The sequence below is a fragment of the Jiulongibacter sediminis genome, assembly GCF_001306455.1.
In the GTDB taxonomy this organism is placed as follows: Bacteria; Bacteroidota; Bacteroidia; order Cytophagales; family Spirosomataceae; genus Jiulongibacter; species Jiulongibacter sediminis.
This window is the reverse complement of sequence record NZ_LGTQ01000006.1, coordinates 697,679-714,085: the sequence shown is the minus strand read 5'-3', so window position 1 is coordinate 714,085 and position 16,407 is coordinate 697,679. Positions and strand designations below refer to the sequence as shown.

13 protein-coding genes are annotated in these 16,407 nt (G+C 42.9%); 7 read left to right on the top strand and 6 right to left on the bottom strand.

What is annotated here, in order from left to right; translation table 11 throughout:
- Positions 1-46 precede the first annotated feature (46 nt).
- From AFM12_RS09030 to AFM12_RS09005, 6 genes are all read left to right on the top strand, one after another.
- Positions 47-2,506, top strand: a complete 2,460-nt coding sequence (locus AFM12_RS09030) for a glycosyl hydrolase family 95 catalytic domain-containing protein (RefSeq protein ID WP_055147887.1) — start codon at positions 47-49, stop codon at positions 2,504-2,506.
- A 16-nt stretch (positions 2,507-2,522) separates the two neighbouring features.
- Positions 2,523-4,193 (top strand): glycoside hydrolase family 43 protein, encoded by a 1,671-nt coding sequence (locus AFM12_RS09025; RefSeq protein WP_055146895.1) that lies wholly within the window; start codon positions 2,523-2,525, stop codon positions 4,191-4,193.
- Between the two features lie 16 nt (positions 4,194-4,209).
- On the top strand, positions 4,210-5,760 hold the full coding sequence (locus AFM12_RS09020; protein WP_055147884.1) for a glycoside hydrolase family 43 protein: 1,551 nt from the start codon (positions 4,210-4,212) through the stop codon (positions 5,758-5,760).
- A gap of 23 nt (positions 5,761-5,783) precedes the next feature.
- Complete coding sequence (locus AFM12_RS09015; RefSeq protein ID WP_055146892.1) at positions 5,784-6,884, top strand: alpha/beta hydrolase-fold protein; 1,101 nt, start codon at positions 5,784-5,786, stop codon at positions 6,882-6,884.
- 44 nt (positions 6,885-6,928) lie between these two features.
- Positions 6,929-7,843 carry a helix-turn-helix domain-containing protein gene (locus AFM12_RS09010; RefSeq protein WP_055146889.1) on the top strand — a complete coding sequence of 305 codons (915 nt, stop codon included), beginning with the start codon at positions 6,929-6,931 and terminating at the stop codon, positions 7,841-7,843.
- A gap of 93 nt (positions 7,844-7,936) precedes the next feature.
- A complete protein-coding gene (locus AFM12_RS09005; protein ID WP_055146886.1) occupies positions 7,937-9,871 on the top strand; it encodes an alpha/beta hydrolase-fold protein in 1,935 nt (644 codons plus the stop codon).
- Positions 9,872-9,960: 89 nt separating this feature from the next.
- Here the strand turns inward: AFM12_RS09005 and AFM12_RS09000 are convergent, their stop codons facing one another.
- From AFM12_RS09000 to AFM12_RS08975, 6 genes are all read right to left on the bottom strand, one after another.
- Positions 9,961-10,428, bottom strand: a complete 468-nt coding sequence (locus tag AFM12_RS09000; RefSeq protein WP_055146883.1) for a DoxX family protein — start codon at positions 10,426-10,428, stop codon at positions 9,961-9,963.
- Positions 10,429-10,440: 12 nt separating this feature from the next.
- A complete protein-coding gene (locus tag AFM12_RS08995; protein ID WP_055146880.1) occupies positions 10,441-11,178 on the bottom strand; it encodes an SDR family oxidoreductase in 738 nt (245 codons plus the stop codon).
- Positions 11,175-11,588, bottom strand: coding sequence for a darcynin family protein (locus tag AFM12_RS08990; RefSeq protein ID WP_055146877.1), 414 nt, complete (start codon positions 11,586-11,588; stop codon positions 11,175-11,177). The genes AFM12_RS08995 and AFM12_RS08990 overlap by 4 nt, the downstream gene beginning before the upstream one ends.
- A 105-nt stretch (positions 11,589-11,693) precedes the next feature.
- Positions 11,694-12,200 carry a cupin domain-containing protein gene (locus AFM12_RS08985; protein WP_055146874.1) on the bottom strand — a complete coding sequence of 169 codons (507 nt, stop codon included), beginning with the start codon at positions 12,198-12,200 and terminating at the stop codon, positions 11,694-11,696.
- Between the two features lie 83 nt (positions 12,201-12,283).
- Positions 12,284-12,859 carry a Crp/Fnr family transcriptional regulator gene (locus tag AFM12_RS08980; protein ID WP_055146872.1) on the bottom strand — a complete coding sequence of 192 codons (576 nt, stop codon included), beginning with the start codon at positions 12,857-12,859 and terminating at the stop codon, positions 12,284-12,286.
- Positions 12,860-12,947: 88 nt separating this feature from the next.
- Positions 12,948-13,844, bottom strand: coding sequence for an alpha/beta hydrolase (locus tag AFM12_RS08975; RefSeq protein WP_082391281.1), 897 nt, complete (start codon positions 13,842-13,844; stop codon positions 12,948-12,950).
- Between the two features lie 212 nt (positions 13,845-14,056).
- Between AFM12_RS08975 and AFM12_RS08970 the strand changes: the two genes are divergently transcribed.
- Positions 14,057-16,393: a glycoside hydrolase family 127 protein gene (locus AFM12_RS08970; RefSeq protein WP_055146866.1), complete on the top strand. Its 2,337-nt coding sequence runs from the start codon at positions 14,057-14,059 to the stop codon at positions 16,391-16,393.
- Positions 16,394-16,407: the final 14 nt, after the last annotated feature.

The window sequence follows — 16,407 nt, the reverse complement described above, 5'->3', positions numbered from 1 at the left end:
GAACAAGTTGATTTCGGCAGGCCCGAAACAAGCTAACCTATTGAAAATGAAAAAAATACTGCTCTCACTCTTCCTTTTAGGGGTAGGGTTTATTTGCTATTCTCAGGAAAATCTCAAACTCTGGTATGATGAACCTGCCGGTGATGTGTGGGAGAGTGCTTTACCGATAGCAAATGGCAGGCAAGGAGCTATGGTTTTCGGGAATGTTGAGAAAGAAACGTTTCAACTTAATGAGCACACGGTATGGAGTGGCAGCCCGAATAGAAACGATAACCCCGATGCTCTTGAGGCTTTGCCTGAAATTAGAAAATTGATTTTTGAGGGTCAATTTAAAGCGGCTGAGCAATTGGCCAATGAAAAACTGATTACGAAAAAATCTCATGGACAAATGTTTCAGCCGGTTGGGAACCTAGTCTTAGATTTTCCAGGACATGAATCGTATACTGATTATTACCGCGAACTGGATATTGACAATGCCGTGGCTAGAACCACTTACACTGTCAATGGAGTCAAATTCACCCGCGAGGCCTTCACTTCTTTCCCTGATCGGGTTTTGGTTATTCGACTGACCGCCGACCGACCGGGTCAAATTTCCTTTACCAGTTCTCTCAATTCTCCTCATAAAAAGCAGAAAATAAGCACCAACGCTTCGGGAGAACTTTCGCTTTGGGGAGTGACCAGTGACCATGAAGGTGTAGAGGGAAAGGTGGAGTTTGAGACTTTGACCCGTGTTAAAAATGAAGGTGGTAGGCTCAGTATTTCAGATAGCACTTTAACCGTTTCTAATGCCAATTCCGCTATCATTTATGTTTCTATAGCCACTAACTTCAACAACTATCAAGATCTGGCTGGCGATGAATCTCAAAGAGCCAGATACTTTATGGATTTGGCCTTTGCCAAAGGATATTCCCAGCTATTAAATCCACACATAACAGCATACAGGAAGTTCTTTGATCGTGTCAAATTAGATTTGGGAGATACAGGGGCGTCAACAAAACCAACAGATGAACGTTTACAGAATTTCAGGAATATGTCTGACCCTTCCTTTGTGACACTTTACTATCAGTATGGGAGATACCTGCTCATTTCTTCCTCACAGCCGGGTGGTCAGCCGGCCAATCTTCAGGGTATCTGGAATAATAAAATGATGCCACCCTGGGATAGTAAATATACTATTAATATCAACGCCGAAATGAATTACTGGCCGGCGGAGCGAACAAACCTATCTGAACTGCATGAGCCGTTCTTGAAAATGGTGACAGAACTGGCCGAAACTGGTCAAGAGACCGCCAAAGTGATGTATGGTGCTACAGGCTGGGTTGCCCATCACAATACCGACATCTGGCGGGTGACCGGGGCTATAGATGCCGCCTTCTGGGGCATGTGGAACAGCGGTGGCGGCTGGCTGATTCAGCATTTGTGGGAGCATTATTTGTACACGGGGGATAAAGAATTTCTGGAAAAAGTGTACCCAGCCATGCGTGGAGCCGCTCTTTTTTATACGGACTTTTTGATAGAACATCCAGAATACAAATGGCTTGTCGTTGCTCCGGGTAGCTCGCCTGAAAATGCTCCTGAGGCACATCAGGGCTCGTCAATCACTGCGGGTTCTACCATGGATAACCAGATTGTTTTTGATGTTTTTAGTTCAGTGATTCAGGCAGCTGAGGTTTTGGATAAAGATGAAGACTTAGCGGAAAAACTAAAATCGCTTCGCAACAAACTGCCACCCATGCATGTAGGAAAATACAATCAGCTGCAGGAGTGGCTTGATGATGTGGATAGTCCCGAAGATCATCACAGACATATCTCGCATTTATATGGTCTCTTTCCGTCAAATCAGATTTCAGCCTATCGCACGCCTGAATTATTTGCGGCGGCAAAAAACACCTTGCTTCATCGTGGCGATGTTTCCACTGGCTGGAGTATGGGGTGGAAAGTCAACTGGTGGGCCAGAATGCAGGATGGCGATCACGCTTATGAACTGATCAAAAATCAACTTTCGCCAGTAAGTGGAAAAAGAGAAGGTGGCGGCTCATACAAAAACCTTTTTGACGCTCACCCACCATTTCAGATTGATGGCAATTTTGGCTGTACCTCGGGCATTACCGAAATGCTGATGCAAAGTGCGGATGGAGCCATTCATATTTTACCGGCCTTACCTCAAGCACTTTCTGCTGAGGGAAAAGTATCTGGACTGAAAGCCCGGGGAGATTTTGAGATTGTCAATCTGGAATGGGAAGACGGGAAAGTTACTGCTTTGAGTATCAAGTCAAACCTTGGAGGAAATCTGCGTTTGAGAACACCAGAACACGTCAGTTTAGTGAGTGAAGGCCGTTTGGTTTTAGCCGAAGGAGTCAACCCTAATCCGTTTTATCAGATTGAAGAAACCGCAGAACCTGTAATTTCAGAAGCAGCTTCAATTACACCTTTGAATTTAAAAACCACCTATTTATACGACTTGTCGACCGAGGCAGGTAAGACTTACACTTTCACAAAAGAATAAATCTTCAAACCGTTATATGAAATTGAAATCAGCATTTTTGGTTTTCTTTTGCTCATTGACACTTCTGGTCAATGCACAATCGATCACACTTGTAAACCCCATCATGAAGGGTTTTTATCCTGATCCCAGCATCGTTCAGGTAGGGCCTGATTATTATCTGGTCAATTCCACTTTTTCTTATTTCCCCGGCTTGCCCATTCTTCACAGTCGTGATTTAAAAAACTGGGAGCAGATCGGAAGTGTGATTGACCGTCCATCTCAAATGGATTTTATGGGTGAACGTCTGACCAGAGGTCTTTTCGCACCTGGTATCAGTTACTACAAAGGTGTATTTTATGTGACTTGTACCGATATTGACAATGACGGAAATTTTGTTTCTACTGCCACAAATCCGGCTGGGCCCTGGAGTAATCCGGTGAAAATTCCACAGGTGCGTGGCATTGACCCGTCTATTTATTTTGATGAAGAAACAGACAAGGCTTACATCATCTACAACAGTGATGCCCCTGATAATAAACCGCTTTATTCTGGTCACCGTACCATCCGGATGTACGAGTTTGATTACAAAAATCTCAAAGTAACTGGAGAAGAAAGGCAACTGGTAAACGGCGGTGTGGATTTGAGTAAAAAGCCGGTTTGGATAGAAGGCCCGCACATCATGAAACGTAATGGATGGTATTTTCTTTATGCTGCTGAGGGTGGAACGTCAGTCAATCACTCCGAAGTTATTCTGAGAAGTAAGAACGTTTGGGGGCCGTATGTTCCATATGAAGGAAACCCAATTTTAACCCAGAGAGAACTGCCTGCTGATCGTAAAAACCCAATTACATCTGCCGGGCATGCACAATTTCTTGTTGGACCCGATGGTAAAGATTATATGATTTACCTGGCGGTAAGACCTTATGAGGGCGACTATTATAATACCGGCAGAGAAACGTTTATTGCCCCGGTTACATGGACAGAAGATGGCTGGCCAATGGCCGAGCATGGTGAGAACGAACTGAAATACTTCTATGAAGCTGATTATAAGGAAGTCAAGCTAAAGAATGCTCTTCCGCAGAATGGCAATTTTGAGTACACCCTAAAACTCAAAAAAGGTCTTTCTCCAGAATTGCTATTCATGAGAACGATTGACAAGAGCTCATACACCATCTCCGGCAAAGGATTGACCATCAATCTCAAACCAGAAACGGTTATGGACTTAGGGAATCCCTCTTTTGTGGGGAAGCGTCAGCAGCACCTGTATAGCATGGCCGAAACAGAGATTGATTTCACCCCGGATGCTGAACATGAAAAGGCCGGGCTAACCATTTTACAAAACGAAGATCATTTCTATTTCCTGAGCAAATCAGTAAAAGTCGGTCAGCCGGTAATTGAACTTTACCAAAGCGTGCCTGGTAAAAAAGAGATGGAGCTGCTTACCTCTGCCCCCTTATTGAAGTCGGGCAAGTTGAAACTTAGAATTGAATCATTTGGTGACTACTACAATTTCTCCTTTGCTGAAAAGGGAAGTGATTTCAAATTGCTCAAAGATCACTTGGATGCCCGTTTTCTTTCGACCAAAACTGCTGGTGGCTTCATTGGCTGCTTGTATGGTTTATACGGCACATCATCAGGTGAAAGCAGTGCAAACAAAGCCACCTTTAAGTACCTGAAATACAAAGGGGATGACCCGGTTTACAGATAAATCAGAAAGGTCTTTGATGAAAAGAATTTCAAAAATAGTATTTCTAATTCTGCTGGGCTCAGGCGTTTTTGCCCAGCAAAAAGCCCATAATCCGCTCATTTATGCAGATGTTCCTGATATGTCTATGATACGTGTTGGAGACACGTATTATATGAGCAGCACCACCATGCACATGAGTCCGGGTGTGCCGGTCATGAGTTCTAAAGATTTAACCAACTGGAAGCTGGAAAGTTATTGTTACGATACCCTGGTGGATAATGATGCCATGAATTTGGAAAACGGCCAAAGCACGTATGGCCGCGGCTCCTGGGCCAGCTGTATCAGATACCATAAGGGTGAGTTTATGGTGAGCACTTTTGCGGCGACTTCTGGCATGACACATATTTTCACGGCAAAAGACATCAAGGGACCCTGGGAAGAAAAGACATTTATGCCAGCCTATCACGATCACAGCATTTTCTTTGATGATGACGGCAAAGTGTACATGATTTACGGTGCCGGTCAATTAAAGATTCTAGAACTCAAACCCGATCTAAGTGGACCAATGCCCGGGGTGGAAGAAAAGGTTTTGGTTGAAAATGCAAGTGCACCGGCTGGTGATAATATTATGCTGGGAGCTGAAGGTTCTCAATTGTTCAAGGTCAAAGGTAAATACTACCTTTTCAATATCACCTGGCCACGAGATGGCATGCGAACCGTTCTCATACACCGGGCTGATAAGATTACTGGTCCATGGGAGGGCCGGGTAGCTTTACAAGACCGCGGCATTGCCCAGGGTGGATTAATTGACACCCCGGATGGTCGCTGGTTTGCCTATTTATTCAGAGATAATGGTGGAGTAGGCCGCATTCCTTACCTCACTCCGGTTATTTGGGAAGACGGCTGGCCAGTATTAGGCATTGATGGAAAAGTGCCAGATGAACTGGATTTGACAGTCAACGGAAGTCTGATTCCAGAATTGGTCAATTCAGATGAATTCAAACGAAAAAAAGGGGATCGTGACCTGCCCCTCGTCTGGCAGTGGAATCATAATCCTGACAACTCATTATGGTCTGTTCGTGACAGAAAAGGCTTTCTGAGATTGACCACCGGTAGAGTGGACACCAGTTTTGTGATGGCCAAAAATACCTTGACACAACGTACCATAGGGCCGGAATCTACCGGAAGCACCAAACTGGAGGTGAGTGGAATGAAAGAGGGTGATTTTGCAGGGCTTTGCCTGTTGCAAAAAAACTATGGGTTGGTTGGTGTAAAAATCGATAATGGTCAAAAATATATTGTGATGGAAAGTGCGGCTGCCGGTAGAGAAGAAGCCCGTATTCCATTGACCAAAAAGAAGTTTTATCTCAAAGCCGCCTGTGATTTCAAAGACCGAAAAGACGAGGCTCAGTTCTATTTCAGTCTCGATGGCAAAGAGTGGACAGCCATAGGTGCTCCAATGAAAATGCCTTATACCTTACCACATTTTATGGGCTATCGATTCGGGCTTTTCAATTATGCTACTGAGCAAACAGGGGGCTATGCAGACTTTGATTGGTTTAGAATCACAAATTTTTTAAAGAAATAGATCAACTCTAAATATTGAAAACAATGAAAAAAATAACGCTTCTAATTCTTTTGAGCTTTTTGACAATAGGCTTCTCATTACAGGCTCAAATCAAAGATGATTTTAAACCTTCCACTAAAAACCAGCCGGGTCAAGAGTACCCGCAGGTAAATTCGCAGGGATATGCCCGTTTTAAGATTTTTGCTCCGGCAGCAGATAGTGTTAGAGTAAGCCTGGGTCTGGGCGGCCGAGGCGGCACAAAACTAGAGAAAACCGAAGACGGTTACTGGATGGGCACCACTGAAGGACCCATGGATGAGGGCTTTCATTACTATAATGTGAACATTGACGGTGGCAAATTCAACGATCCGGGGGCTAAAAATTATTACGGGTCAATTCGCTGGGAAAGTGGTATTGAAATTCCTGCCCATGATGCTGATTTCTATGCCTTGAAAAACGTACCTCACGGTTTTGTTCAACAGATTTTGTTCCCTTCACCTAGTACTAATACCTCACGCAGAGCATTTGTTTATACCCCACCAGGATATGAAAAAGGCGATAAACAATATCCTGTTTTATATCTACAGCATGGCTGGGGAGAAGATGAAACGGCCTGGAGCAATCAGGGTCACGCAAATTTGATCATGGATAATCTCATTGCTGAAGGAAAAATTGACCCATTTATTATTGTAATGACTTATGGTATGACCAATGAGCTCAAATGGGGTCATTTGCACGAGTTCAAAATAGAGCCATTTCAGACCGTACTTATTGATGAACTAATCCCTTACGTAGATTCTCATTTCAGAACCAAAGCGAACAGTGCAAACAGAGCCATGGCCGGCCTTTCAATGGGTGGTTTTGAAACCCGAATGGTTACCATGAACCGCCCGGATGTCTTTGATTATTGGGGTCTGTTGAGTGGCGGAGTTTATAAACCAGAGGACATTAAGACTAAATCTGATGTAAAGTCAATCTTTATTTCCACCGGTAGTAAAGAGCGGCCAGTAGAAGTAAAAGCCGCGGTAGATGCCTTGAATGAAGCAGGAATTAAAGCTATAGCCTATGTATCTCCTGATACAGCCCATGAGTTTTTGACCTGGAGGAGATCATTGTATCAAATGGCTCCTTTGCTGTTTAAGTAATCCCATGAACTCTATTGAATGTTTAATCTAAAAATTTCATCCGTATGAAAGCCTTTAGTTATCAGTTTTTTGAAGAAAGTGAGGAGACTTTACCCAAGGAAATTGCCTTGTTTAAACGGGTTGAAGTAGGGCCTTCAGAAAGTTCTTTCCTGAGTTCCAAACTAGTCTTGCAGAATTACTGCCTGATGAGTATTGAGTCTGGACAGTTTGATTGGAATTTTAATGATAAAACATACCGCATCACACCTGAAGATCTCATTCTCGCCTGCCCGGGTGTGGTAATGGAAAAGAACTTCAAGCCTGTGGAGAAAGGAGGGTTTTACAAAATAGCTTTAAACCCTGACTATTATTTTGTCAACCCATCAGAGGAAAAGTTTGAAGAGTCAGAATTTACAGAACGAAAGGAAATCTCTTACATACTTTCAAAATTTAGAGCTTCAGGACTTTTTATACTTCAAAATAGTGAAGAAGTTAAACTCAATTTCAAGAAACTAGAGGAGGAGTTTAAAAGCCGAGAACTGGGTTACCGGGTCAGAATAAGGGCATTGATAAATGAGTTGATCGTCAGCACGTACAGGAGGTACTGCATGATTGATAAAAAGACTGTTTCGGGGCTCAAAGACCCGGGGCTTGACAAGCTAACTGAAGAGTTGAAGGCAAGTCTTTCGCATCATTGGAGTGTAAAAGAAATGGCAAGTTTTACCAACATGGGAGTAACACAATTGTCTCAACGCATGAAATCTCAACTCGGTTACTCCCCTTTCGATTATCTCATTTATTTACGCATAAACCGTGCTGTTCAATTGCTGAAAGAGACCGACGAGCCCATCACCGGTATAGCACTGGATACCGGCTTTTACTCCTCTCAGCATTTTTCAAATACGTTCAAAAAAGTGATGGGGGAATGCCCAAGTAACTTCAGAAAAACACCGAGGGAGCCGGCCACAGCCAGCACGTAAAACTTTAGAGAATCGCATTATTTAAAAAAAACACTTTCCTCTTCAGAGGTTTAATCACTCGGGCCTTATAGCCTGAAGTATTCCATTAAAAACATGAATAAAATACTAAAGGTACTTTTTGTACTCTTCACTTCCATTGGCTTCTCTAAGGCTCAGGAGAATATCATAAAACAAGCTCCTGAGGGCTTTGATGAACTTCAAAGTGGCATTATCACGGGTACTATTGACACGTTAATGTATCCATCAAAAACGGTAGGCAATAAACGGAAAACCCTCGTTTACCTGCCGCCGGGTTACTCAAAGAAGCAAAAATATCCGGTCCTTTATCTCCTGCATGGCATTGGTGGAGATGAGAAAGAATGGTTTAAAAACGGAGCACCGAATGTTATTTTAGATAATCTCTATGCTCAGGGTAAACTTGAACCTATGATTGTCGTACTGCCAAACGGCAGAGCAATGGCCGATGACCGGGCCACGGGAAATATCTTTGCCCGGGACAAGGTAGAAGCTTTTGCAACTTTTGAGAAAGACCTGTTAAATGATCTTATCCCGTTCATTGAGAAAAAATTTAATGTCTACACAGATAGAGAGCATCGGGCACTAGCCGGCCTTTCCATGGGTGGCGGACAGTCATTGAATTTCGGGCTGGGTAATCTTAATACCTTTGCCTGGGTTGGTGGTTTTTCATCTGCTCCTAACACTAAAGCACCAGAGGAGCTATTCCCGAATCCGGAAAAAGCGGCTGAGATGCTCAAATTACTCTGGATCTCGTGTGGCGATAAAGACGGACTGATGGGATTCAGCAGCCGTACGCATGAGTATGCCCGTGATCATGATGTACCCCACATCTTCTATGTTGAGCCCGGTGGACATGATTTTGAAGTTTGGAAAAATGACCTTTTCATGTTTTCGCAATTACTTTTCAAACCTGTTGACCAATCAAAATTTGACCAATACAGTGTTTTGGGGCTGCCTGCTTCTACCAACGTACGCAGGGCTCAGTATCCTCAGATTTTGCCCGATAACCGTGTCATTTTTAAGATAAAAGCTCCTGAAGTACATAAAATGCAGGTAGATCTTGGCAAAAAGTACGATATGGTGAAAGATGATGAGGGTTTCTGGTCAGTTACTACGGAGCCGATTGGCTCTGGGTTTCACTACTATTCTTTAGTTATTGATGGTCTTTCGGTGGCTGACCCTTCTTCAGAGACGTTCTTCGGCATGGGCAGAATGGCCAGTGGAATTGACATTCCTTTTAAAGGCGATGATTTCTATGCCTTAAAGGCTGTTCTGCATGGCGATATTCGATTGAAAAGATACTTCTCAAAGGCGAATCAGGGCTGGAGAAACATGTACGTTTATACCCCCCCAGGATATGATCAAAATGCCGATGATACTTATCCCGTCCTTTATATCCTTCATGGAGGTGGAGAAGATGAAAGAGGCTGGGCTACTCAGGGTAAAACTGATTTAATTCTGGATAACCTGATAGCAGAAGGTGCTGCCGAGCCCATGCTGGTGGTAATGATGGATGGCAATATGTATGGCGGCAGAAACGGCATTAGCGGCTTTAATACCAATGCTTTGAACTTGTTTGAAAACGAGCTTAAGGAAAACGTAATTCCTTTTGTAGAAGACAATTTCAGGGTCAAAGAAGAAGCCTCAGCCAGAGCACTGGCAGGCCTTTCAATGGGTGGTTTGCAGACGCTTCATGCAGGACCCAGAAATACCGATTTATTTCAATATCTCGGTGTTTTCAGCTCAGGCTGGTGGGCCAATAATTCGGAGTTGTCTGACCCCGAATATGCTTTTCTAGTAGAGAATAAAGATAAAATCAATAAAGATCTCAAGCAGTTCTGGATAGCTATGGGCGGCAAAGAAGATATTGCTCATGATAATTGCCAGGTTATGTTGAAGAAATTTGATGAGATCGGTATAAACTACTCTTATTACAGCAGCCCGGGCGGTCATACATGGCCGGTTTGGAGAGAAGATTTGTATAAATTTGCTCCGCTACTTTTTAAGTAAGGGGAGTCAGATACTACTTTAGCCAAAGGCAGGGCTTCAGAATAAAAGCTCTGCCTTTCTTTTTGAATTGTGATTTTATTTTGAGACCCTTATTTACCCTTAATTTTTCCCGATAACGTGGAATAGTAAACCCAGGCAATAAACAAAAGCTGTAATGGAACCCTAAACCACAGGTAGGCCATTCCGGGCCCATCATCTGACCCGTTTTGATAATCAATATGGTGAACTGCGGCAAAAGTATTCGCTGGTAGTATCAGAATAAAAAATACGACTAATGCTCTTCCGACAAGTTCTTTGAAACGTGGAACAAGAAGCCCCGCTCCACCGAGTATTTCAAGAAAACCAGTCAGGTAAACCAAACCTTTCTTAAAGGGCAAGAAGTGGGGTATCATCATGGCCATGCCATCAGTAAAAATAAAATGGGCAATCGCCGTAAAAAATAGCATAAAAGCCATCGCTATTCTGGCCGATTTGGCATATTCGTATTCCTTTCTGGTAAGCCTGAAAAAAGCCACTAAAAGAATAAATGACGATAATAAAACTATCAGAGGTTTCATTCGAATAAATATTTAAAGTCCGTTTTTCATAATTCTATCAGCAAGCTTCGGTGCCAGCCTGCCTATTGCTTTCAAAAGCTTTGTTTTACCTATATAGCTCTCCGGCTTATCTCTTTGGAAGTCCTTCATAAATTCATCAACCAGCTGCTCTGGTGAAATTTTTGACTTTCCTCTGCCCTCGGTCATTGGTGTTTCTACCAACGCAGGAATTATTTCAAAAACCTTTATTGAGGACCTCTCCAGCTGATACCGAAGTGTTTTCGTATGGCTATGAATAGCCGATTTCGTAGCACAATACACTGATGCCGACATTTTGGGGGCGATAAAAAGACCACTGCTCACATTGACAATAGCAGAGCTCTCATTTTTCAAAAGCGTGGGCAACAGCAACGCTGTGAGTCGTATAGGCCCTATCAGGTTTGTGGCAATTTCATAGTCAATTTTGTAGGTTAAATCCTGCTCTTCTAAAAAACTGTAATTGTACTGAACCGCCGCATTATTGATCAGAACATTGGTTTCAGGATATTTTTGCTCAATTTCCAGAACCAACTCGTCCATTGCATTCTTATTGGCCAAGTCCGCTTGAAGACAAATGAATTCAGGAAAGTCTTTCTGAATAGCGTCCAGTTTTGACTTGTTTCGACCGGTAATAATGACCTTGTTTTGCAAAGCAGCAAACTTCTTCGCCATGGCAAGGCCAATACCTGAGGAGCCGCCGGTGATCATAATGGTGTTTCCACTTAAAATCATGGCTTTAATTTCTCGTTGAAATCTTCAAATAGATTTTCTTTCCCAACAATGATGTCCTTAATTTCAAAATAGGGAACGCCATACACCGGCGTATCTCTCAACATCTCAATCAGGAGTTTGTAATCATCCAGCACGGCGGTTTCAATAATCATAAAATCAGATACCGCAGCATGAAAATATTCTGAATCATAAAAATTCACCTGAACGGTCTTGCTCACTCTTGTGAGAATGGGAGTCAATTCTTTCTCTACGAACGTACTACGTTCTTCTCTACTCAGTGTTAGCCACTGAGGAGCAGCATTCATTAATACTAAAATGGTATAAGGTTTCTGATCCATATGTTTCTGTTTTTTTTGAGCATTAACCGTAAAAGACAATGCGGTAAACAGGATTAAAATAAGATTCTTCATTTTATGTTCTATGATGTTGCAAAATTGATAAGTGAGAAACGCTTGTGCATTTACATAGGTTAAGAAGTACCGATCCCGGTATTCAGATTACCTCTCAAAAAATAATTACTCTCTGGCCGGAATCATGTTTTCAGGGTCTATCGGGAAGCTGTCATACTTGTTGTAGAGCTTCAGGTATTTTTCAGGGTTGATAGGTGTTTCGCTAAGCGTTTCGTGCAAACCTTTAAAAAAACCTTCTCTCTTTGATGAAGGGTTGAAAATCAGCAGGAGCCTGACTTCTTCAAGGGTGTCGTTTCTAAAGCCATGTGGTGAAAACCTTGGTGCAAAGGCGATAGAACCGGCTTCTATCTGACAAGAATTGTCTAAAGTCTCAAACGTAAGTACGCCATTAATTACGACGAATGTTTCGTCCATATACCTGTGATAATGCAATTTGGCCCCTATAGACATTGGTGCCAAAACTATTTCATAAATGCCTAGCTGATCATTAGATAGTTCACTGGTTATTTTAAATGTAAAGGAGTTGTCCCCTAATTGGAAACGTTGGCCCTGATTTGGGGCAATAAGAATTGTCTTACTCTCCAGCTGATCGTTAAAGTAATCTGCTTTCATGCTGCTCAGATGTTTTGAATTTGTTTAATTGAAAACAAAGGTTCTATCTATCAGGCAGCTATGCATTTACATAGGTAAAGAAATCAAAGACCAGCCATTTTTCTTCTGATGCGGCTTAACTGAGTAGGTGTGATTCCCAAATAAGAGGCGATGTGATATTGCGGAATTTCCTGTTCCAGTTGGGGGAAATCTCTTCTGAAAATCTCGTAACGCTTTTCAGCGTCAAGTAAAACCAGCTCTATTTCGCGTTGTTCTTTCTGCACAAAAAACCGCTCTGAAAGCACACGGGCGGCTCTTTCAATATCAGGACAGGTCTGATAAAGGCCTGTAATCTCATTATAGCTGGCCACCAAGAGGTTACAATCACTTAAGGCCTCCTGATTAATTTCATTGACTTTCTGGGTAACCAGCGAAGCATATCCGCCCACAAAGCATGGATTGATAAAAAAGTGTTTGTTATACTCAACTCCCTCGTTATTTCGATAGAAAGCTCTGATGATTCCACTTTCCAGAAACCCGATTTCTTTAGCTTGCTCACCGGCTTTGATAAAGTACTCGTTTTTACTGAGTCTCCTAGGTTTGAAAAGGCTGATTAACTTCTCCCAGCTGTCGTCGCTTACCGGGTTCAGACCATTGAAAAAAGATTTGAAATCAGTCATGTTGTATTGCCGAAAATGAAAGAGCTATAACCTCAAAAGTGAAGCTATAGCTCTTTGCTTAATTTTAGACGAAATGCGAATTAAAAATCTACTTTGCTTTTAAAAAGTTGTTGACATCGAGCCAGTGTGTGAAGGCATCAAACCAGCGGTTACTGGTACGGCCCGGGTTTCCAAGTCCAAAACCATGTCCACCGTTTTGATACAAATGAAACTCTACAGGAATACCAGCCTTATACCAAGAGTCAATCACACCAAACTGGCCCCTGAAAAGAAAATCATCTGAAGCAATAACATTAAACATTGGCGGTGCATACTTTGGTACCTCCACAGGGCCCATTCCACCATAGATTGGTCCAATAAAAGCTAGTTTCATCTTTTTAGAATGTAACGTCGAATGCATGGTCAGGCCTGCTCCGGCAGAAAAACCGATCATGCCAATTCTATCCGTATCAACTCCCCATTCCTCAGCTCTGTCAATAATCATCGCATATGCGGCCTCGGCATCTTCAAGTTGATTTGATAAATCTAACTGCATGGCAGGTCTTACTGGAGCTTCTTCCTTTTTCTCATCAGTGGCAGGAGCCGGAGGAGCCGTTCTCGGTCGATTCATCCATGCAGTAAAGTCATTCAGAGATTCAGGAGTGGGGTGAAGGCGATATTTTAAAACAAACGCAGCAATTCCCTGCTTAGCTAGAGCTTCAGCGACTTCCCAGCCTTCGTTACCTAGAGACAGCCATCTGTATCCTCCACCCGGTGCTACGATAACAGCTGCTCCGTTTGCCTTGCCTGCCTCAGGTAAAAAGGGAGTCAATGTAGCCGTAGTGATATTTCTGGCCATAGGGTCACCCCACTGGCGAAACCAGGATTCAGAAGCGGGCTGATCTTCTACACCACCTGTTCCCAGAAGTATGGCATCGGGTTCATCAGGTGCCTCTAGTGGATAAATGGTGCCATCCTGAGCCAAAAGAAAATGACTGTTGAGCATCAAAAGGCCAGACAGGATAATCAAACTAATTTTGTTAAGTTTCATAGTTAAAAAATGGTTGTTGTAATCTATTATCTAAAATAGTGTATTTTTGACACAATTAAAGCAAAGTCAAATAAAATCCTTTAAAAATTGCCAAATGGCAATGTTTAATTGAGATTAAGAACACTCCTGTTTTATTTTGCAAACCCTACTCAATTAACATTTGGTCAATGAAAATTGCATTCAACGTTGGATATATTCTGATTTCTCTGATCTCTACTTTACCTTCAGCAGCCCAGCTCCTACCTTTCAGGTTAGGCCAGGTTGAAATTCTCGAAGGTCCTTTCAAAAATGCAGAACAGCGAAACAAGGAATATCTCCTGAAACTAGATGCTGATCGTCTTTTAGCTCCATTCTACAAAAACGCTGGCCTAACACCCAAAGCGGAGAATTACGGTAACTGGGAAAATACCGGTTTGGATGGTCATGTGGGTGGCCATTACGTTTCAGCCCTGGCCATGATGAAAGCTGCAACGGGCGACAAAGAGATTTCAAAGCGATTTGACTACGTTTTAAAAGAACTTAAAAAATGCCAGGAAGCCGCCGGGAACGGAATGCTTACCGGAGTGGTGAACGGCAAAAAGGTCTTTGGGGAAGTCAGCAATGGAGATATTCGGGCCACCAGTTTCGGACTGAATGATGGTTGGGTACCACTCTATAATCAACATAAAATCTTTGCCGGGCTTAAAGATGCCTACGAAATCGGAGAATCAGAATTGGGAAAAACGATGTTTATCGACCTTTGCAACTGGTTTTTTGAGATCACAAAAAATCTAACTGACGAGCAAATTCAAAACATGCTTCGCTCAGAACACGGTGGTTTGAATGAAGTCTTTTTGGACGCCTATTCTTTGACCGGTGAGCAAAAATTCCTGGAGCTGGCCTATCGTTTTTCACATCAAACCCTGCTAAAACCATTGGCTAAGGGAGAGGATCCTTTAACCGGGATGCATGCCAATACTCAGATTCCTAAAGTGGTGGGCTTCGCCAAAATTGGAGATACCGATAAAAACGCTGATTACCTCACAGCCGCTCAGAATTTCTGGAATAAGGTGGTCAATGAGCGATCAGTGGCTATTGGTGGCAATAGCGTTCGTGAGCATTTTCATCCAAAAGATGACTTCAGCACCATGATCAGCTCTGAACAAGGGCCTGAAAACTGCAACACCTATAATATGCTCCGTCTTAGTAAAGCCTTGTATTTCAATGAGCCTCAGGCTAAATATATCGACTATTACGAACGGGCTTTGTACAATAACATCCTCTCCTCCATCCATCCTGAAAAGGGAGGTTTTGTGTATTTTAACCCCATGCGGCCCAATCATTACCGGGTGTATTCCAGCGTTCAGGAAGATTTCTGGTGCTGCGTAGGCTCGGGCATTGAAAATCATGGGAAATATGGTGAAATGGTTTACGCCCACAATGGCGATAACCTCTACGTTCACCTCTTTATTGCTTCGAAACTTGATACTGAAAATGGGTTAGTTTTGACCCAAAAAACCTGTTTCCCGTATGAACAGCAAACGCAGTTTGAATTGACCCTTGACAGTCCAAAAGCCTTCTCTTTGTTTCTAAGAAAACCGGAGTGGTTAGAGGCAACCGAGATCTTTGTCAATGAGGAAAAAATCAATCCTGAATTGACCGTGGGTCAATACTTCAAAATCAACAGAACCTGGAAAAACGGGGATGTCATACGATATGCTTTGCCTTTGAATATCAGCCTCGAAAAACTTCCTGATGACTCAAACTGGGGAGCCTTTAAAGCCGGGCCTATTGTTCTTGCCGCAGAGTATGAGGCTCAGGAAGGCGATAACTTTTTCGGAGACGGCAGCCGCATGGGCCATGTGGCCAAAGGCAAATTGATTCCGGTGTATGAAGCTCCGGCGGTTTTGGATGCCACGGGCGACTATACTTCTCATTTAAAACCTCAAAATCAGTCAAAACTGACTTATGAACTGACAGGTCTCAGTACAGGAAAGCCCTTGACTTTGAAACCCTACCTGGCCATTCATGAGAAAAGATACCAGGTCTATTTTCAATTGAGTAACCCTGATGATTTTGAAAAGCAACAGGCTGAACAAAAAGCCGTAGAAGAGAAACAACTTGCTCTTGAAAAAATTACCGTCGACCGCATTACTCTGGGTGAACAACAGCCTGAGTCTGATCACTTTTTCAAAGACGGAGGCAGCTACCGCGGCTTGGGTGCAGACAGCTATTACCGTAGCACCTGGGGCAGTATAAGCTATCAATTGAAAGCCGGGCAGAAAGTAAAAAGACTCTTGCTGGTCATGAACGATCTCATTGCCAACAGAGCCATGGAGGTTTGGTTGAATGGTAACCTACTTGATCAAATCGCCTTTGACCAAAACGAACCTGAAAACCGTCATGAAGTGAGTATTCTCTTGCCCAAAAACCTTCGGAAACTGAATCAATATATTCTAGAAATCAAGGCCGTCGATGGCAAACACAGCCCGGCCATAACCGATATCAGATTACTTAAAAAGTGAATTTATATTTGTAT